Source organism: Salmonella sp. 32020114201800008SM (assembly GCF_017572025.1).
Classification (GTDB): domain Bacteria; phylum Pseudomonadota; class Gammaproteobacteria; order Enterobacterales; family Enterobacteriaceae; genus Salmonella; species Salmonella enterica.
In genome coordinates, this window is the sequence record NZ_JAGEQM010000005.1 from 352,993 (window position 1) to 370,576 (window position 17,584).

A 17,584-nucleotide genomic window follows, 5' to 3' on the forward strand; every position below is an offset into this window, starting at 1 on the left:
AGGAGGCAGAATGCCAACTCCCCAAAATTACTCATTCATCGCCATAGCGGTATCAGCAGCGTTAGCCTCTATGGTATTTCCCTCCCAGGCGGCCTGGGTTGACGTTGATAGTCTGCCATCCAGTGGGCTGGTCAGCCAGTTGCCGCCGGAATTACAGGCTATTATTCCCGCTCAGGCCAGTACCGGTTTCACCAAAGTCGGTACTATGCCCAACTACGTTTATCAGTGGAACACCGGCACCATCCCGGTTTATGGCAATGGCCTCACGCTTAATGGGCCGGGCGCGGAGGCGTTTGAACACACTGTCACGGTTATTCAGAACAGCGGGACGGGAAGTCCGGGCGTGATTTTTGGCAACGACCTGGCCATTCGGACGCAGTCGGCGAATGCCGCGAATAATGGTAGAGACGTCGATGGCATCCGTACTCACGGCGCAAATACTCCGGATAACCCGGTATTTATTATTACCGGTGACCGTACCAACATCTACGTGGATGGTCAGGATGGTGACGGTATTAACGCCGGATATAACTCACTGGGCCAGGGTTGGACCGGATCGGCCAATATTTACGTCGGCGACGATCTGTATATCAAAACAACAGGTAGCCAGGGACGTGGAATTACAGCTAACGCCATGCGGGATGCGTCACGTGCCAAAAATACGATTGTCGTCGGCAATCGTGCACATATTGTTACTACCGGCGACAGTTCGGAGGGGCTGCGTACCGGACAAAGCGGTTCGTTGATTCGTCTGGGTGACGATGCAACCATCGAAACCTCCGGCGCATCCTCAACGGGGATTTACGCAGCATCCTCCTCCAGAACCGAGCTTGGCAACAACGCTACTATTACGGTGAACGGTGCCAGCGCACACGCGGTATATGCAACTAACGCTACCGTTAATTTGGGAGAGAATGCCACTATTAGCGTTAACAGCGCCAGTAAGGCTGCATCCTATAGTAAAGCCCCTGCCGGTTTATACGCCCTCTCCCGAGGCGCCATTAATCTGGCAGGCGGTGCGGCTATTACTATGGCGGGCGATAACAGTAGCGAAAGTTACGCCATCAGCACGGAGACTGGCGGCATTGTTGACGGTTCTTCAGGAGGTCGTTTCGTCATCGACGGTGATATTCGTGCTGCTGGCGCCACCGCTGCCAGCGGTACGCTACCGCAGCAGAACAGTACAATTAAGCTCAATATGACGGACAACTCGCGATGGGACGGGGCGTCGTACATCACCAGCGCTACGGCGGGCACAGGCGTTATCTCTGTACAAATGAGCGATGCGACCTGGAATATGACCAGCAGCTCAACGCTCACTGACCTGACGCTGAATAGTGGCGCAACCATTAACTTCAGCCATGAAGATGGCGAGTCATGGCAAACGCTCACCATCAATGAAGATTATGTAGGCAACGGCGGTAAGCTGGTCTTTAATACTGTGCTCAACGATGATGATTCCGAAACGGACAGGCTGCAGGTTCTCGGCAATACTTCAGGCAACACATTTGTTGCAGTAAATAATATTGGAGGAGCCGGGGCGCAAACCATTGAAGGTATTGAAATTGTTAACGTTGCTGGCAATTCCAACGGTACTTTCGAAAAAGCAAGCCGTATTGTTGCCGGAGCCTATGACTACAACGTGGTGCAGAAAGGTAAAAACTGGTATCTGACCAGCTACATTGAGCCGGACGAACCAATTATTCCCGATCCGGTGGACCCTGTTATTCCCGATCCGGTAGACCCTGATCCAGTAGACCCGGTTATCCCTGACCCTGTTATTCCCGATCCGGTGGACCCTGATCCAGTAGACCCTGAGCCAGTAGACCCGGTCATCCCTGATCCGACAATTCCTGACATAGGGCAATCTGACACACCGCCGATAACAGAACATCAGTTCCGTCCGGAAGTGGGCAGCTATCTTGCCAACAACTATGCGGCAAATACGCTGTTCATGACGCGTCTCCATGACCGTCTGGGTGAAACCCAGTACACCGACATGCTGACGGGTGAGAAGAAGGTCACCAGCCTGTGGATGCGTAACGTCGGCGCCCATACTCGCTTCAACGATGGCAGCGGGCAGCTAAAAACCCGCATCAACAGCTATGTGTTACAACTGGGAGGCGATCTGGCACAGTGGAGCACTGACGGTCTTGACCGTTGGCATATTGGTGCAATGGCAGGTTATGCCAACAGCCAGAACCGCACGCAGTCGTCCGTGAGTGACTATCATTCCCGTGGTCAAGTCACCGGTTACAGCGTCGGCCTTTACGGCACCTGGTATGCTAACAATATCGATCGGTCTGGGGCTTATGTGGATACCTGGATGCTGTACAACTGGTTTGATAACAAGGTCATGGGTCAGGATCAGGCCGCTGAGAAATATAAATCCAAAGGAATTACCGCCTCGGTTGAAGCCGGTTACAGCTTCAGGTTAGGTGAAAGCGCGCATCAAAGCTACTGGTTGCAGCCCAAAGCGCAGGTGGTATGGATGGGCGTGCAGGCTGACGACAATCGCGAAGCCAATGGTACCCTCGTCAAGGATGATACCGCCGGTAATCTGCTAACCCGCATGGGCGTAAAAGCCTATATTAACGGCCACAATGCTATTGATGACAATAAATCTCGAGAGTTCCAGCCGTTCGTGGAGGCGAACTGGATCCATAATACGCAGCCTGCCAGCGTGAAGATGGACGATGTCAGCAGCGATATGCGTGGTACGAAAAATATTGGTGAACTGAAAGTGGGTATTGAAGGGCAAATTACCTCGCGCCTGAACGTATGGGGTAACGTGGCGCAACAGGTAGGTGACCAAGGCTATAGTAATACCCAAGGCCTACTGGGGGTTAAATACAGTTTTTGATTCAGGTAACAACAGAGCCGCTGATCTTCAGCGGCTTTTACCCGGAAACGCTTTCATTTGGCTGATAGGTTTCATGAACGGCTTCCAAAACCGCTTAATGTGTACAGAAAAATATCGGGCGTTTCCCGATGGTGAACATAAAGCCACGATGGCCCTGAGTCAGGATGGTGTAACTGATACTTTTCCCTGGATAGACATAAAAATCGGGTAAAACCGTCTCGATAACCGCATCGGACAGTGTTTCGTCACGCGTGACTTTGTTGATATCCGTCGATATAAAATGGGTGCTGTCTTTATTTTCACTCCATACATAGGAAACATCACGGCGGATCACGCCGCTCATTTTATTATCGACGTAATATGTTCCGCTGATGGAAACCACCCCAGTGCGTTTTTTCAGCGAATACATAAAGTCCAGCGTCAGGTTAGCCTGAGTATTGTTATAAAACACAATCACAGGCGCCGTACATTTCTCTGGATCCCGGTTCTTTTCCGTATACAAATGAAAAAGATGCCCAAGCCCTACTCCCAGAAACAGTAGAGTCAGGCAGGCTAACATCAGTGCCTTTTTACCCATGTGTCACCCCGCGGAAAAAAAGCGTCACGCAACCTGTATCACCGCGCGTTTTATAAGGTTGCTGACAAATCAATGCCGTAACCGCTGGGGTGCGACTGCTGGAAGGGAAATAGACCCATGGGTATTTCTGACAATCCATACCGGTTTTTAGAATCATTGACTTATAGCTTGCAAAGCGGCTGCCGCTTTCGATATCTTCATTCCGCGAGAAAAAATGACAGCCCTGAGTTGTTTCAACCAGCGTGTAGCGATCGTAAAAATCCTTATCGGGAACGGTTTGCCAGCTGATAGTGCCAAGCAAAATACCGACAGCAAATGTCCCGGTCATCCAAAGTACAGGTACATAATGTTTAAACCAACGCCCTGACATACGCGGTGGCGTCTCACCCTTTTTTTCTATTGCCTGAGCGAAGTCTTTGCGGATGGTCATGATGCTCACACCAGGCTCAATCTGAAAGCCTCTACGCGGAACCGTGATTATCAGCGTATCTTCATTTTCGCCAACGGTACGTAATCCGCGGCGAATAATGGAGATATTCTGATAAAGCGTATTTGCCGACACCACCATGCCGTCTTCTTCCCACACTTTTTGAAAGAATGTTTGTTGTGAGACGACGGAGGGGGCGTTTTCCAGCAGAAGGCGCAAGCAGCGGCTGGCGGGCGTTGTCAGAATAATGTTGAGATCTGGCCTCGATAATGACGCCAGGCGATTCATTTCTGGATTAAATTCAATATTATCGTTAATTATCCATAACATCGCATTGTTACCATGCCAAAACATAACGTAGTTGGAGAGGGTTAATAGACACCACTGAGTATAGTCTGATGCTGTGGCTGCGTAGCAGGACATGGATTGTCCCCTGCACATACCGATCATATAGAAGAGCGAGAGGCATAAGACATTAACAGGTAAGCGTAGACACCGCTTTTCTCATTATAGCAGACTCAGGGGTGAAAGTACGTTTGGTTTTCTTGTTCGTTAAGTCTCCTGTTTTGTATTGAGGTGAGAATATCACCTTTAATCAAGTGGCCAAATTTACTGTGCCACTACGCTTTAATATCTCATAGATAAATCATGAGAAAATATATCCTGACAATCTATATCATATGAAAGACAGGGTTTTATTGAACGTGTTCTCTATAATGGCTTGTAATATCCAAAAAAGCAGCACTCGTTATGTAGGGATAGTTTCCAATTTATTAAGAGTTACAGTAGCCATACTTAATAAAAGCACGCTTCCCACTTAATATTTAAGCTGTGCTTTATGTTATTTAAATATAAATAAGTTAACTCTTAATTGATATATTTCAAACTTATACTAAATAATTTTAAAACTATCCATCAGAAACAATTTGTAGGGATATAGCCTGTTTTTTCAATCAATAATCCTCTCCGACATGTAAAATAGAAACATTTATTCATAATATGAATATTGTTGTGATAACAGATTCGCGTGAAAGTAAATCGACTGAAGGTGATGCCGATGAATATTCCTTCAGAAAGAACTCACCAGGGTAATCCAGGATCGGCAACGGATTACTGTCATCAGCTTAAAAACGGAAATCGCCCCGGCGATTAATGACTTTAACACTGATAGTGACTATCAGTGAAAGGCAACAACAAGGAATGAATTATGTCTACACCCGCGAATTTTAACGGTCAACGCCCTGCCATTGATGCTAACGACGCAGTAATGCTGCTGATTGACCACCAAAGTGGCCTGTTTCAGACCGTCGGCGACATGCCGATGCCGGAATTACGCGCGCGCGCCGCGGCGCTGGCTAAAATCGCTACCTTATGCAATATGCCAGTCATTACTACCGCATCCGTACCACAGGGACCAAATGGTCCGCTGATTCCGGAAATCCATGCGAATGCTCCCCACGCGCAATATGTCGCGCGTAAAGGGGAAATTAATGCCTGGGATAATGCCGATTTTGTACAAGCGGTAAAAGCGACAGGCCGTAAAACGCTGATCATCGCCGGTACTATTACCAGTGTCTGCATGGCTTTCCCAGCCATCAGCGCCGTCGCGGAAGGGTACAAGGTATTTGCGGTAATTGATGCCTCCGGTACGTACAGTAAAATGGCGCAGGAAATTACGATGGCCCGCGTGGTACAGGCGGGCGTAGTACCAATGGATACCGCGGCGGTAGCCTCTGAGCTGCAACGTACCTGGAATCGGGAAGATGCCGCAGAATGGGCGGATGTATATACCAAAATATTCCCGGCCTATCAGCTACTGATTGAAAGTTATACCAAAGCGCAGGAAGTAGTAAAAAATAATGAACTGCTGGATTCTCAACGCGCATAAATAACGCCCTGAAGAGACTAAATAGCCCCATTTAATGGGGCTATTTTACTTGCCATTTTGGACCTGGGCAGTGCTCGCCAAAACGCGTTAGCGTTTTGAACGCCGCTTGCGGCGGCCCGAAGGGCGAGCGTAGCGAGTCAAACCTCACGTACTACGTGTACGCTCCGGTTTTTGCGCGCTGTCCGTGTCCAAACTGGCTGCGCCAATAACGCCTGGTGGGATAGGCTCTTAATCAAATACGCCATTAATAATCGCCGTGACCACCGCGGTACTGAGCGCGATCAGCACCAGATTATCCCCAACGATTTTCCACTCATAGCCCGGATAATAAGGTAATTGTCCCAGCATAGACGCCGGCACCGTTTTTTTAGCGATTCCCGGCGGCAGCGGTTTTCCTCTCGCCAGATTTTTCGCAATCCCCGGAGGTAAAGACTGATAACCCGTCAGCCCTAAATTCACTGCCAGTTGCCTGGCGACAGCATAGCTAATGTCCGACTCGACGTGATCCGGTTTACCGCCATTTTTACGGTGTTCCGTTTTTTGCCCGGCATTTCCTTTATGTCCGTTACCGTTATTACCCTGATTAGCCGCGTTATTACCATGTCCGCCGCCATTACCATTTCCCGGATTCGCCAGCACAGGCGTAGCGCTCAGGGAAAACGTAATCAACGTCGCCAGGACGGCGGTTAAACCACGACGATTATTCATGATATTGCCCTTCTGATGTGGGATACCATGAAAATAGCGCCCCGCCATAAAAAGAACAACTACATCGATTCTTATTTTAAGCGGGGCTCGCCAACAGCAGCTTATCGTATCCAGATAGTCAGTAAAATCAGGATGATTGCTATCAGGACAACCTGATAAAAAATTTTGTCCAACCCTCTTTTTTGCATGGCGTCACCTCGTTAGAAAACGATTTGCCAGAGGGCTAAACACAACACCAACAGGCTAATCAGTAAAAATATCAGCGCGATGATTTTATCGGGTGAGCGATTCATCTGGGCGATCCTCAAACATCATTAAAACCACTGGCCAAAGCGTTTGATATAAAAGCGTTTCATGCCTTGCGCCACCAGACAGTAGCTCAATAATGTCGCCACCAACCACGGGAAGTAGCTCAGCGGCAGCGGCTCCAGTCCAACCATCGCGCCCAGAGGTGAGAATGGAATATAAATGCCTATCGCCATAATCAAGCCGGTCGTCAATAATACCGGCAACGTCGCCCGACTTTGGATAAACGGTATTTTCTGCGTCCTTAGCATATGCACGACCAGTGTCTGCGAGAGCAGACCCTCAATAAACCAGCCGGACTGAAAGAGCGCCTGCGCCTCTACGTTATTAGCCGCAAAGACGTACCACATCAGCGCAAAGGTTGTGATATCGAAAATAGAAGACGTTGGGCCAATCCATAGCATAAAACGACCAATATTTTTCGCGTCCCATTTCCGCGGCTTACGCAGGAACTCTTTATCCATTTTGTCCCACGGCAACGACAACTGCGAAATATCGTACATCAAATTCTGGATCAACAGATGAATCGCCAGCATCGGCAGAAACGGAATAAACGCGCTGGCTACCAGTACCGAAAAAACATTGCCGAAATTAGAGCTGGCGGTCATATTCAGATATTTAATGATATTGCCAAAGGTTTCCCGCCCTTTGATAACGCCTTCCTCAAGCACCATGAGATCTTTTTCCAGCAGAATAATATCTGATGACTCTTTAGCAATATCGGCGGCGCTATCGACGGAAATTCCCACATCCGCATCACGAAGCGCGGGCGCGTCGTTGATCCCATCTCCAAGAAAACCAACGGTATGACCATTTTTCTGTAGCGCTTGCAAAATACGCGTTTTTTGTAACGGCGTCAGCCGGGCGAATACTGCGCGTTTCTCCACTTCAGACGCCAGTTCGGCATCCGACATCGCCTCAACCTGGGTTCCGGTCAGGATATCGTGCGTATCAATACCCACTTCCAGACAGATACGCGCCGTCACGACCGGATTATCGCCGGTGAGGACTTTGACCGCCACGCCGTTATCCCGCAACGCGGCAATAGCTTTTCCGGCGCTCTCTTTCGGCGGATCGAGAAAAGTGAGCATCCCTTCGATGGTAAGTTCGGTCTCATCCTCCACACTTAATGTCGGATTGTTCCCGGAACCATCCAGCTTACGTGTCGCTATCAGCAATACACGGAATCCCTGAGCATTGTAATCTTCGGTTTTCGCCAGCAGCAGCTCGCGGCGTGTTTCCGTCAGCGCCACCACACGATCGCCTTCGCGAAGATGGGTGGCTACCATCATCATCTCTTCAACGGCGCCTTTACAGATCAGACATCTGTCTCCATGCTGCGCATCCTCCACCAGGACCGATACCCGGCGACGTACAAAGTCGAATGGCAGTTCATCGCGTTTAATGAAGCGCGCTTTTGTCGATGGTGCGATTCGCCCCTCGCCAAAACGCAGTATGGCGCGATCCATCACATTCCGGGCGCCGCTCTGGCTGCTACTATTCAGCCAGGCCAGCATCAATACCCGGCTGCTTTTTACACCGCTCACATCCAGATGATGCTCCAGAAAAATATTGTCCTGGGTTAAGGTGCCGGTTTTATCTGTACACAGCACATCCATCGCGCCGAAGTTTTGAATAGCGTTCAGGCGCTTGACGATCACTTTGCGCCGCGACATCGCAATCGCGCCTTTTGCCAGGTTGGAACTGACAATCATGGGCAACATTTCCGGCGTCAACCCCACCGCAACTGCCAGCGCGAACAGCGAAGCCTCTACCCAGTCTCCCTTACTGAAACCATTGATCAGCAGGACAACCGGCACCATGATCAGCATAAAGCGTATCAACAGCCAGCTCACGCTGTTGACTCCGCGATCGAAAGCCGTCTGGGTACGCGTACCCACAATGGATTTCGCCAGCGAGCCGAACCAGGTACGGCTTCCCGTCGCGACCACGACCGCTTGCGCTCTGCCGCTGGTTACATTGGTTCCCATCAGACAGATATTGCCCAAATCTAGCAGGCTTTTATCTTTATCAGGCAATTGCTCGCTGTCTTTACCTGCCACATCAGCCATAACATCGTATTTTTCTACGGGTAATGATTCACCACTAAGAATTGACTGACTGATAAAGAGATCGCGCGACGCCAGCAGTCGAACGTCGGCGGGCACCAGATCGCCTGCGGCCAGAAAAACCACATCGCCCGGCACCAGTTCTTCAATGGGAATCTCTTCCTGCACCGCGCCTATATTGCCCGGCCCACGACGCAACACCGTGGCGGTGGTGCGAACCATCTTTTTCAGCGCCTGTGCTGCTCTGTTAGTGCGAAACTCCTGCCAGAAACGCAATAACCCGCTCAAACTGACCATCGTCAGAATAATCAGCACGCCAGTGAGATCGGTCTCTTCGCCACGGCGTAACGGGAGCCAGTAATCCGTGATGAAACTAACCCCTGCCAGTGCCATCAGAACGTAAATAAACGGGTTATTGAATGCCTGCAGAAGCTGAATCAGCGCCGGAGGAACTTGCTCATGCGCCACTTCATTGCGCCCATACACTTTCAACCGTTCGCTGGCCTCTTCTATCGTGAGGCCCTGACGATGGCTGTTCAGCCGCGCCAGTGTCTCCTCCGGGCTATGAAAAGCTTCCGCTTCGATCGGAAATACTTTTTTATGCTGCTTATCATTTTCTGACGCCGGGCGATTGAGTTTCCGGTTTTCAATGTTCATGTCAGTCATGATGAATCCCCAAAATTAAGGTGTAGTGTTTCCTGCATATCACGCCCGGGGAATAGCAAACTCACGATTTCAAGGTGAATGCCCCGGGAGAATTATCTATGCATAAAAAAGGTTATTGCTTACTCACTATTTTGAGTTGGTTTTATTTTATCGACTCGGGAATATCCATCATTCCCTCCTTATACGTCTGGCGTAATGTTGCAATTGAATAAAAAACTATTATTGACTATCAATGCTCCAGTGAATTGCGGTGATATTATCGTTATCACCTATTCTGGATATAATCAGTTCTCGCGTTTTACGATAATCAGCATGACCCACGAGCTCGGCACGAATTTCTTTATAGCCCTGTTCCTGAGCGGGGACCGAACCTAACCCTTGTAAACAGATCGCGGCCTCTTTTACGATATTCAGTAACCACTGACGAACCTCGCTTTCATCTTCTTTATTACAGGTTACTTTCAGGATATAACGTTTTTCTCCCTCGGCGGATACCGGGAGTTGATTTATACGCTGCGCCGCTTCACGCAGTAAAATATTGGCGCAAAGAATAATGATCGTCGCCGCCAGCGCATTTTTGAACTGCCCTAAGCCGCATAACACGCCGATGCCCGCCGAACACCATAGCGTTGCCGCAGTGTTCAGCCCGCGCACATTCATCCCTTCGCGCATGATGACGCCCGCCCCCAGAAAGCCAATCCCAGAGACAATCTGCGCCGCAATTCGCCCGGGGCTGTCTGGCGATGTCGTCATGGAGCTCAGAATAAAAACGGCGGCGCCTGTCGCCACCAGCGCATTAGTGCGTAATCCCGCCATACGTTGACGCCATTGTCTTTCCGCGCCAATCAGCGCGCCCAACAGCATAGCGGCCAGTAAATTTAAAATATAAGGAAACATTAACATACGTTCCTCCATTTTTTCTGGAAGAATAAGTACGTGCTATATTTAGCACACGACAAATTTCTGCCCTGAGGCAATTAGCGTCGTGTTAACGGCGGAGGAAATAAAGCGTGTTTAAACATGAACATGACGATTACCTCGCGACAATGCGCGTGTTGTAACATTATTGGGATGACAATCGTCACAAGGGGAGATTGCTGCCCACCGGTTCGGCAAGCAGCGCAGGAATAGCGTGCGTTAACTTGCCAGATGATTTACGTAAAAGTGACTGTCCAACATATTACTCCTGCATGAATTTGCGCTTATTATAGTCAGCCAATATGTTCCGTAAAGTGCAAAGGCGGGTTTAGTGACGTTCTGTTTAAGTTTGTTTGATATTTTTTCTTATGACAAAAAAATGACAATATTATGTCGATAACAAGCTCGTCTGAAATCATTAAACAATAAATTCCTGCTTAATACCGGCGATAGCTCTGTTATGATGCCTGCACGTAAAAAAATAAAACAACATGACGAGGAAAAAATGGGTTCCACCAGAAAAGGGATGCTAAACGTCCTGATTGCCGCCGTATTGTGGGGGAGTTCAGGCGTTTGCGCGCAGTACATCATGGAGCAAAGCCGTATGTCGTCACAGTTCCTGACGATGATACGTTTGTTATTCGCCGGGCTGATACTGGTGACCTTCTCCTTTATGCACGGCGATAAGATATTTTCAATTCTTAAAAACCGCAAAGATGCCCTGAGTCTGCTGATTTTCTCCGTGGTGGGCGCGCTCACCGTTCAGCTAACCTTCCTGCTCACGATTGAAAAATCCAATGCCGCCACCGCGACAGTGCTGCAATTTTTATCGCCGACCATTATTGTCGCGTGGTTTGCATTAGCGCGAAGAACACGACCAGGCATTCTGGTCTTAACCGCCATTCTTACATCGCTTATCGGCACCTTTTTACTGGTGACTCACGGCAATCCAACATCGCTGTCGATCTCTTCAGGCGCGCTGTTCTGGGGTATCGCCTCCGCATTTGCCGCCGCCTTTTATACGACCTGGCCTTCCAGGCTAATCGCCCAATACGGCACGCTGCCAGTGGTCGGCTGGAGTATGTCCTTTGGCGGCCTTATTCTGCTGCCCTTCTACGCTAAAGAAGGAACGCACTTTGCGGTGAGCGGCAGCCTGATTCTGGCCTTTTTCTACCTGGTGGTGATCGGTACGTCGCTGACATTCAGCCTGTATTTGAAAGGCGCGCAACTGATTGGTGGCCCCAAAGCCAGCATTTTAAGCTGCGCGGAACCGTTAAGCAGCGCCCTGCTGTCGCTACTGCTGTTGGGGATTAGTTTTACCTTGCCGGACTGGCTGGGCACGCTGCTCATTCTCTCGTCAGTGATTCTGATCTCCCTCGATTCCCGTCGACGCGCGCGGGCCGCTTAACGCCGTTGATAATCACGATGACCGGGCGGAAGAGGGAAAAGTTTAATGGCGCTTTGCCTTAATCTCTTCGTCAGAAAGCCCGGTAATCATCAGCACCATCTCTCGCTCGATCCCCTGTTCCAGCATCGTATGCGCAATACGCAAGGCTTCCTCCTGCTTACCTTGATGTATACCTTGCTGTATGCCTTGTTGCACGCCTTCACGCTTACCTTTTCTGCGCCCCGATTCACGTATTCTGTCTACGATCGTCATTAATCTCTCCTTGTGTTGGGGAACACGACGCGCCACCTCGCGGATAAACTTGCCAAAACGAGGCGTGCTGCCATGCTGTATTAGCAAATAATTAAACAGCGCTTTTAGCTGACTGTCATTAGCGTTTCCCGTAATCAGAAGTACCGCTAAGCGCTCGACCAATCCCATCAGGTCGCGTTGACGTATATGCTTTTGTACCAGCTCCAGCATCGCGATACGTCGATGCTGCATAATCTCGTTATCCGGCACCACCGTAATGTCTACCAGTGGAAATGCCGTCGCATAAAGCTGACGCGCCAGTGCAGGATCGTCAAACTCATCCAGCCAGCACAGCGAAAAGGGATACGGGCTTTTCGCGCCATGGTAAAACAGCAGCGGTAACGTTTTATGGCCAGCATCCAGATGGCGCTGCATCGCGGCAGTCGCGTAACGCATTAACCGGAATGCCATATGCGCGTCCGGCGTACTCTGATGCTCTATAACGACATAGATATAACCGTCGCCTTCACACGTTTTTAGCGACCAAAGGACATCGGAATAAAACGCGCGTAAATTTTTCTCGATAAAACTGTCCGGCGCCAGTTTCAACGTCGTCAGATCGCAACGTATTCTTAGCGAATGGGGAAGATGAATATTGAGAAAATCCCGCGCGGTATCCGGATGGCGTAAAAACGTTTTGAATACCGCATCATGAGGCGTGGACGTGGGGCTTTTTTTCATGGCGATCCGTCACCTGAGGAATAAGATGACGCCACTGTACTCGCCAAAAATACAGACAGCATTCAGGAAAATTTAACCCTGCGAGGAGGCTCGAAAGGGAATCACTGACGGCTGCAATACGTACATTTTTGCCCAGCCTGCTACGCATTATCGCCCGATAGCGTAACGCTAACCGGGCCTACAAATACACGTCATCTGTAGGCCCGGTAAACGTAGCGCTCTTCGGCGATAAATCTCACACCAGCGCTTTGACTATCTCCATCAACCGAATGACGTCTTCGGGGCGCGTATTGCCGGTTTGCGGATCGATAATCGAGCTGTAAACATGCGGCATGACGCGCGGCACGCCTGCTTCCAGGCAGGTTTGCAGGATAATACCGAAATTATCCAGTGAGATACCACCGGTCGGCTCGATGAGCGTCATGCCGTGGCGGGCGGCGGTTGTCGCCAGCGCATAGAGTTCCGGTAACGACTTTTCGCCGCCCATCGGGAAAAACTTCGCCGCATGTGCGCCCATATCCTGCATCATGCGTACCGCCGCTTCACAGGAAACGCGGGCTGGCGTTCCCTGGCTGCTGCTGACGCCGGTAGAAATCACCACCTCGCCAGGCGTTCCCGTCGGGCTGACCAGGGCGTTGATATGCGTTTGCTCGCCGCCCGTCGCCGCCAGCGCGCCCGCCGCGAAGCCGCTGCCGGTAAAGGTCTGGTTGACATGGGCCGGGTGAGTATGGGCGGCAATCATCGCCGCTTTGTAGTACTGCGCCGGGTCGCCTGCGCCCAGACCCACTGAGATAGACGGCACCTCCGCCATCCAGCGTTTCACCTCCGGCACGCCCTCTTCTACCGTAGCGAACTGCGCGGAAAGTACGCCGATGACCGCATGGCCTTCGGCGGCTTCATAGATAGCCTTCGCGTTGGCGATATCCTTTGCCAGCACGTTAATCGCTACCCGCTGACGATAAAAATTAATCTGCTGCATGTTCTGCAATCTCCCTGAGTCGCGCCACAATCAATGCCATTTCCCCTTCGGCTACCGTGCGTGGATCGAGGCTAAAAACCCCCTGATGAAGCTGATATTTGCGGGCGTAAATCGCTATCTCGCCGCCGCGCAACTGCGCTTCGACGTCCTGCGCGTTCAGCCCCAATTCAGATGCGTTCACCCGCACACGAATACGCCAGATTGCACGCCCGGCCTCATCCTGTTCGATATCGGCATAAAGTCCATGGATGGCGGAAATCGCTTCCGCGACCGGCTGTAACTGTGCTGCGGTCACGGTCGTCTGGCCCTGGTGGTAATTCTCCAGCGCATACACCAGCCCAACCATGTTTTCCTTGCCGATTTTCATTGCTCTGGCAATCCCCTGGTGCTGCGCTTTGCAGGCGGCAATCCACGTTTTCTTGCCAGTAATAAAGCCGGAGGTTGGCGCATTAAAGGCTTTCGCGCCGCTATAGATAACCATATCCGCGCCGCTCGCCACCCAGCCGCGCAAATCCTCTTCCGCCGCGGCATCGACAATCAACGGCAGGTGGTTGGCCTGCGCCACCTGTACAAAATCGTCAATGCTCAACATGCCTTTCTGTACGCAATGGTGTGATTTCACATACAGTAGCGCGGCGGTCTTTTCGTTAATGGCGCTTTCCAGTTGCCAGCGGGCCGCCAGATTGCTCGACCCCACTTCCACTATGCGCCCGCCGCCAAGACGAATGGCGCTGGTGACTGGCGCGCCGTAGTCCACATTATGCCCGCGCAGCATCACTACCTCATTGGCCATACCGGTACTGTCCGGCATCAGGGCGACGCGCGCCCGATCGCCGTGGGTGATAGCGGCAGCGACGGCAATGGCAATACCCGCCGAGGCGCACGAGGTGATATAGCTATCTTCAGCACCCGTATAGCGCGATACCAGTTCGCCGGTTTTTTCCACCAGCGCATCAATCTCGACGAAAGCGGAAGCCGCGCGCGCGGTGGCCTGCATGACCTCCGGCGCGACGCTTGAGACGCCCAGAATGGTCATTTTGCCGCAGGCGTTAATGACCTTTTTCAACCCCAGTTGTTGATAGATATTCGGCGTCATGATTTACAGCACTCCCAACAACGAACAGACTATGCTCAGTGCGACAATCGACAGCAAAATAGTGGTGTAGCGCGGCCCTTTTTTTACCAGATAGAAGTAGATGGCGAATACCGCCGCCAGTGGCAGTAAGCCCGGCGCGATAGAGTCGAGGATCTGCTGAACCACCACTTCAGATCCTTTCAAGGCGCTAATTTTTAACGGCGTGGTGATTTTGACGTAGCTGGCGGAAAGCGCGCCCATCATGATCAAACCCAGCACGTTGGCCCCGTAGATCAGTTCTTTGATTCGCCCCCCTTGCAGCAGGCCGATAATCGAATCACGCCCCAGCGTATATCCCTTGTGGACCATACCGTAGCTGATCGCCAGGGTGATCGCCGGGTAGAGAATCAGCGGGATAATACCACCCATCGCGCTGCCATTTGCCGCGAACGGAATAAAGATCGCTATCAACAGCGGCATCACCGCCGCCCAGATAATCGAGTCGCCCATCCCGGCAAGCGGCCCCATCAGGCCAGTTTTAATGCCGGTGATAGACGAGTCGTTAATCGGCTCGCCGCGCGTTTTTTGTTCTTCCATGGCAATAGAGATGCCCTGAATCACCGCGCCGAAGGTCTGCTCGGAGTTAAAGAAGTTAAGGTGGCGTTTTAGCGCTTCTACCTGCTCCTCTTTTTGCGGGTAAAGTTTTTTGATGATCGGCGTCATCGAGGCGCAGAAAATCAGGCTTTGTAAGCGCTCATAGGAGCTGGAAACCTCGGCGCCCAGCCAGTAGATAAACCAGGCTTTGGTGATATCTGCTTTGGTCAGCGCCCCGCTTTCCCGCGCGCGCTCAACCAGTTCATGCTGCATTACGTCACTGTTCATCATGCTGCTCCTTCATTTTTCGCCAGGCCTTTAATCAGGAAGGCGACACAGGTGCCGAAGATGGCCATCGCCATGATGTCGACCTTGAGGTATAACACCGCGAAGAACCCGCCGATAAACCACGGCAACAGGCTCTTTTTACCGATCACCATAATGGTGATGGCAAAGCCCAGCGCCGGCAGAATGCCGCCCATGATTTCAAAGGAGTGGGTTAACCAGTGCGGCATCAGTTTAAGGAAACTTTCCACCACATCCTGGCCAAAGTAGTTAGCGGCAAAGACCACCGGGAAGCGCAGCACCAGCCCCAGCAATGCCGGGTAAAGAAAGGCGCAACGCATGATGCCCGCCATGTTTGCCGTTTCCGCGTGTTTATCCGCCATATGCACCCAGGCGGCGTTCAGCGTGCGCCTAAGCTGATCGAGAAACACGCCAATCACGCCAAACGGGATTGCCAGCGCGATCGCCAGGTTTGGGTCCATACCGGCCTTCACCGCGATAGGAATGGAGATACAGGCCGCCAGCGCCGGGTCCGACGGCACGTTGCCGCCCGGCGTTGAGGTCACGCCCAAATAAACGAGCTGCATCCCTGCGCCGATGATCATCGCGGTCTGCATGTTGCCAAGCAAAAGCCCGACAAATACCGCGATCACCACCGGTTGTAACAGCATCGCGGAGAAGGTGTAGCCGAGGCGTAAACGGGCAAACCAGTAATACAACCCCATCAGGCTTGCAAAGAGTAAGGTATCCATAGTGTTATCCTATACACTTCATCCTTCAGGCTGCCTCTTTGTTGGCTGCCTTCGCTCACCCCAGTCACTTACTTTAGTAAGCTCCAGGGGATTCACTCAGTTGCCGCCTTGATGCATCCAGAATGATTTTGTGTCTATTAAAGGGTTAGAATTTTTTCAGGATATCGTCGAGCGGCTGCGGCTTATCTTCCGGAATGGTCTGGAAAAATACCTGAACGCCACGGTTTTTCAGGTCGTTAAGAATGCCGACGTCTTTTTCATCCAGCGTAATATTCTGAAAAACCGCCTTGCGGTTTGGCCCGCCGCCGAGACCGCCAACCTGAATGCGGGTAACGTCAAAGCCCAGTTGTATGGCGTCCTGCACCGCCGCCAGTGAGGGAAAAAGCACCAGCACGTTACCGTCGCCAAGCTGATTTTCTTTCCATGCGGCGGCAAAACTCTGGTTGCCGAAGCAATCCACTTTGATATTTGGCGGCGCGGCCATCAGGTAGATATTTTTCATAAACGGATCGGCGTCCAGTTCATCACTCACAACGGCTATCCGGTTCGCCTGAGATTGTCCGACCCACTTCGTGACAACCTGCCCATGAATGAGACGGCTGTCGATGCGGCATAAAACGATATTGGCCATGATGTTTTCCTTAGAGTGATTGTTGTAGCTGACGTACATGGGCGACCACATCCAGGCAGCTACTGCGCCCGGCCTCAACTAACTCATCCACGCAGGCGGTTAGCATCCCTTGTTCGCGCCTGTCCAGCGCCTCCAGCAGTAGCGACGCATTCAATCCGGCAATCACCGCCACCGGATAATCGGCGCTTAGCCGCGCCGCGACGTTGGACGTCGTGCCGCCGACAAAATCCGTCAGGATCAGCGAGCCTTCCGGCAGCGTTTTCACCACGGCCTCGACGCGTTGATAAAACTCGCCCAGCGTATCGACAGGCATTAGCGCGATTTCCGTCACGCCTTTAATTTCGCCCGTGACCATACGCAGGCTGTTGCAAAGCGGTTGTCCCCAGCCGCCATGCGTCAGCAGCAGGATGTGGGGCAACGGTTGTGTGGTAGTCAAAATGGCCTCCTGGCGCAATTACATGAGGAC

General features: G+C 51.4%; 17 protein-coding genes. 3 read left to right on the forward strand and 14 right to left on the reverse strand.

From position 1 onward, the window contains the following. The first annotated feature begins 10 nt into the window (after nt 1–10). Nucleotides 11–2,863, forward strand: a complete 2,853-nt coding sequence (misL, locus tag J4613_RS15775; protein ID WP_111742186.1) for an intestinal colonization autotransporter adhesin MisL — start codon at nt 11–13, stop codon at nt 2,861–2,863. Nucleotides 2,864–2,957: 94 nt separating this feature from the next. On the opposite strand, the gene J4613_RS15780 is transcribed toward misL, so the two are convergent. After that, complete coding sequence (locus J4613_RS15780) at nt 2,958–3,422, reverse strand: hypothetical protein (protein WP_001521985.1); 465 nt, start codon at nt 3,420–3,422, stop codon at nt 2,958–2,960. A 10-nt stretch (nt 3,423–3,432) separates the two neighbouring features. After that, nucleotides 3,433–4,290, reverse strand: coding sequence for a transcriptional regulator (locus J4613_RS15785; RefSeq protein ID WP_001278060.1), 858 nt, complete (start codon nt 4,288–4,290; stop codon nt 3,433–3,435). Nucleotides 4,291–5,074: 784 nt separating this feature from the next. Here J4613_RS15785 and J4613_RS15795 point away from each other — a divergent pair. After that, nucleotides 5,075–5,755, forward strand: a complete 681-nt coding sequence (locus tag J4613_RS15795; protein ID WP_000106461.1) for an isochorismatase family protein — start codon at nt 5,075–5,077, stop codon at nt 5,753–5,755. 228 nt (nt 5,756–5,983) lie between these two features. On the opposite strand, the gene cigR is transcribed toward J4613_RS15795, so the two are convergent. The 5 genes from cigR to J4613_RS15815 form a co-directional block, all read right to left on the reverse strand. Further along, nucleotides 5,984–6,463 carry an anti-virulence regulatory inner membrane protein CigR gene (gene cigR, locus J4613_RS15800; protein ID WP_001065324.1) on the reverse strand — a complete coding sequence of 160 codons (480 nt, stop codon included), beginning with the start codon at nt 6,461–6,463 and terminating at the stop codon, nt 5,984–5,986. 101 nt (nt 6,464–6,564) lie between these two features. After that, nucleotides 6,565–6,651 carry a magnesium transporter protection protein MgtU gene (mgtU, locus tag J4613_RS22830; RefSeq protein WP_252515021.1) on the reverse strand — a complete coding sequence of 29 codons (87 nt, stop codon included), beginning with the start codon at nt 6,649–6,651 and terminating at the stop codon, nt 6,565–6,567. A gap of 12 nt (nt 6,652–6,663) precedes the next feature. Further along, on the reverse strand, nt 6,664–6,756 hold the full coding sequence (gene mgtR / locus J4613_RS15805; protein WP_001082117.1) for a protein MgtR: 93 nt from the start codon (nt 6,754–6,756) through the stop codon (nt 6,664–6,666). Nucleotides 6,757–6,777: 21 nt separating this feature from the next. Further along, entirely contained in the window at nt 6,778–9,504 is a 2,727-nt protein-coding gene (gene mgtA, locus J4613_RS15810) for a magnesium-translocating P-type ATPase (RefSeq protein WP_000131288.1), read from the reverse strand. 219 nt (nt 9,505–9,723) lie between these two features. After that, nucleotides 9,724–10,419: an MgtC family protein gene (locus J4613_RS15815; protein WP_000392700.1), complete on the reverse strand. Its 696-nt coding sequence runs from the start codon at nt 10,417–10,419 to the stop codon at nt 9,724–9,726. Nucleotides 10,420–10,927: 508 nt separating this feature from the next. Between J4613_RS15815 and J4613_RS15820 the strand changes: the two genes are divergently transcribed. After that, complete coding sequence (locus J4613_RS15820; protein WP_000535970.1) at nt 10,928–11,830, forward strand: EamA family transporter; 903 nt, start codon at nt 10,928–10,930, stop codon at nt 11,828–11,830. Nucleotides 11,831–11,872: 42 nt separating this feature from the next. Here J4613_RS15820 and J4613_RS15825 read toward each other — a convergent pair whose 3' ends face one another. The 7 genes from J4613_RS15825 to J4613_RS15855 all read right to left on the reverse strand — a co-directional run bounded on the left by J4613_RS15825 (nt 11,873) and on the right by J4613_RS15855 (nt 17,554). Further along, a complete protein-coding gene (locus tag J4613_RS15825) occupies nt 11,873–12,802 on the reverse strand; it encodes an Rpn family recombination-promoting nuclease/putative transposase (RefSeq protein WP_111742185.1) in 930 nt (309 codons plus the stop codon). Nucleotides 12,803–13,037: 235 nt separating this feature from the next. Beyond that, nucleotides 13,038–13,781 carry a 2-dehydro-3-deoxy-phosphogluconate aldolase gene (locus J4613_RS15830; RefSeq protein ID WP_001186147.1) on the reverse strand — a complete coding sequence of 248 codons (744 nt, stop codon included), beginning with the start codon at nt 13,779–13,781 and terminating at the stop codon, nt 13,038–13,040. Next, entirely contained in the window at nt 13,768–14,877 is a 1,110-nt protein-coding gene (gene dgaE / locus J4613_RS15835; protein WP_000188468.1) for a D-glucosaminate-6-phosphate ammonia lyase, read from the reverse strand. Before dgaE ends, J4613_RS15830 begins: the two co-directional genes overlap by 14 nt. A gap of 3 nt (nt 14,878–14,880) precedes the next feature. Further along, nucleotides 14,881–15,741 (reverse strand): PTS system mannose/fructose/sorbose family transporter subunit IID, encoded by an 861-nt coding sequence (locus J4613_RS15840; RefSeq protein ID WP_001575156.1) that lies wholly within the window; start codon nt 15,739–15,741, stop codon nt 14,881–14,883. Continuing rightward, a complete protein-coding gene (locus J4613_RS15845) occupies nt 15,738–16,487 on the reverse strand; it encodes a PTS sugar transporter subunit IIC (RefSeq protein WP_000380259.1) in 750 nt (249 codons plus the stop codon). Before J4613_RS15845 ends, J4613_RS15840 begins: the two co-directional genes overlap by 4 nt. Nucleotides 16,488–16,632: 145 nt before the next feature. After that, the gene (locus tag J4613_RS15850) at nt 16,633–17,118 is read right to left on the reverse strand and encodes a PTS system mannose/fructose/N-acetylgalactosamine-transporter subunit IIB (protein ID WP_001284295.1); all 486 of its coding nucleotides are present in this window, start codon (nt 17,116–17,118) and stop codon (nt 16,633–16,635) included. Nucleotides 17,119–17,128: 10 nt separating this feature from the next. Beyond that, nucleotides 17,129–17,554 carry a PTS sugar transporter subunit IIA gene (locus tag J4613_RS15855; RefSeq protein ID WP_000214106.1) on the reverse strand — a complete coding sequence of 142 codons (426 nt, stop codon included), beginning with the start codon at nt 17,552–17,554 and terminating at the stop codon, nt 17,129–17,131. Nucleotides 17,555–17,584: the final 30 nt, after the last annotated feature.

Bases quoted from the DNA above. Each gene is read 5' to 3' on its own strand.
- J4613_RS15825 (WP_111742185.1), bottom strand. From the start codon at position 12,802: ATGAAAAAAAGCCCCACGTCCACGCCTCATGATGCGGTATTCAAAACG.
- mgtR (WP_001082117.1), bottom strand. From the start codon at position 6,756: ATGAATCGCTCACCCGATAAAATCATCGCGCTGATATTTTTACTGATT.
- J4613_RS15815 (WP_000392700.1), bottom strand. From the start codon at position 10,419: ATGGAGGAACGTATGTTAATGTTTCCTTATATTTTAAATTTACTGGCC.
- J4613_RS15795 (WP_000106461.1), top strand. From the start codon at position 5,075: ATGTCTACACCCGCGAATTTTAACGGTCAACGCCCTGCCATTGATGCT.
- J4613_RS15830 (WP_001186147.1), bottom strand. From the start codon at position 13,781: ATGCAGCAGATTAATTTTTATCGTCAGCGGGTAGCGATTAACGTGCTG.
- J4613_RS15820 (WP_000535970.1), top strand. From the start codon at position 10,928: ATGGGTTCCACCAGAAAAGGGATGCTAAACGTCCTGATTGCCGCCGTA.
- J4613_RS15780 (WP_001521985.1), bottom strand. From the start codon at position 3,422: ATGTTAGCCTGCCTGACTCTACTGTTTCTGGGAGTAGGGCTTGGGCAT.
- J4613_RS15850 (WP_001284295.1), bottom strand. From the start codon at position 17,118: ATGGCCAATATCGTTTTATGCCGCATCGACAGCCGTCTCATTCATGGG.
- mgtA (WP_000131288.1), bottom strand. From the start codon at position 9,504: ATGACTGACATGAACATTGAAAACCGGAAACTCAATCGCCCGGCGTCA.
- mgtU (WP_252515021.1), bottom strand. From the start codon at position 6,651: ATGCAAAAAAGAGGGTTGGACAAAATTTTTTATCAGGTTGTCCTGATA.
- misL (WP_111742186.1), top strand. From the start codon at position 11: ATGCCAACTCCCCAAAATTACTCATTCATCGCCATAGCGGTATCAGCA.
- J4613_RS15845 (WP_000380259.1), bottom strand. From the start codon at position 16,487: ATGGATACCTTACTCTTTGCAAGCCTGATGGGGTTGTATTACTGGTTT.
- J4613_RS15785 (WP_001278060.1), bottom strand. From the start codon at position 4,290: ATGTCCTGCTACGCAGCCACAGCATCAGACTATACTCAGTGGTGTCTA.
- dgaE (WP_000188468.1), bottom strand. From the start codon at position 14,877: ATGACGCCGAATATCTATCAACAACTGGGGTTGAAAAAGGTCATTAAC.
- cigR (WP_001065324.1), bottom strand. From the start codon at position 6,463: ATGAATAATCGTCGTGGTTTAACCGCCGTCCTGGCGACGTTGATTACG.
- J4613_RS15840 (WP_001575156.1), bottom strand. From the start codon at position 15,741: ATGATGAACAGTGACGTAATGCAGCATGAACTGGTTGAGCGCGCGCGG.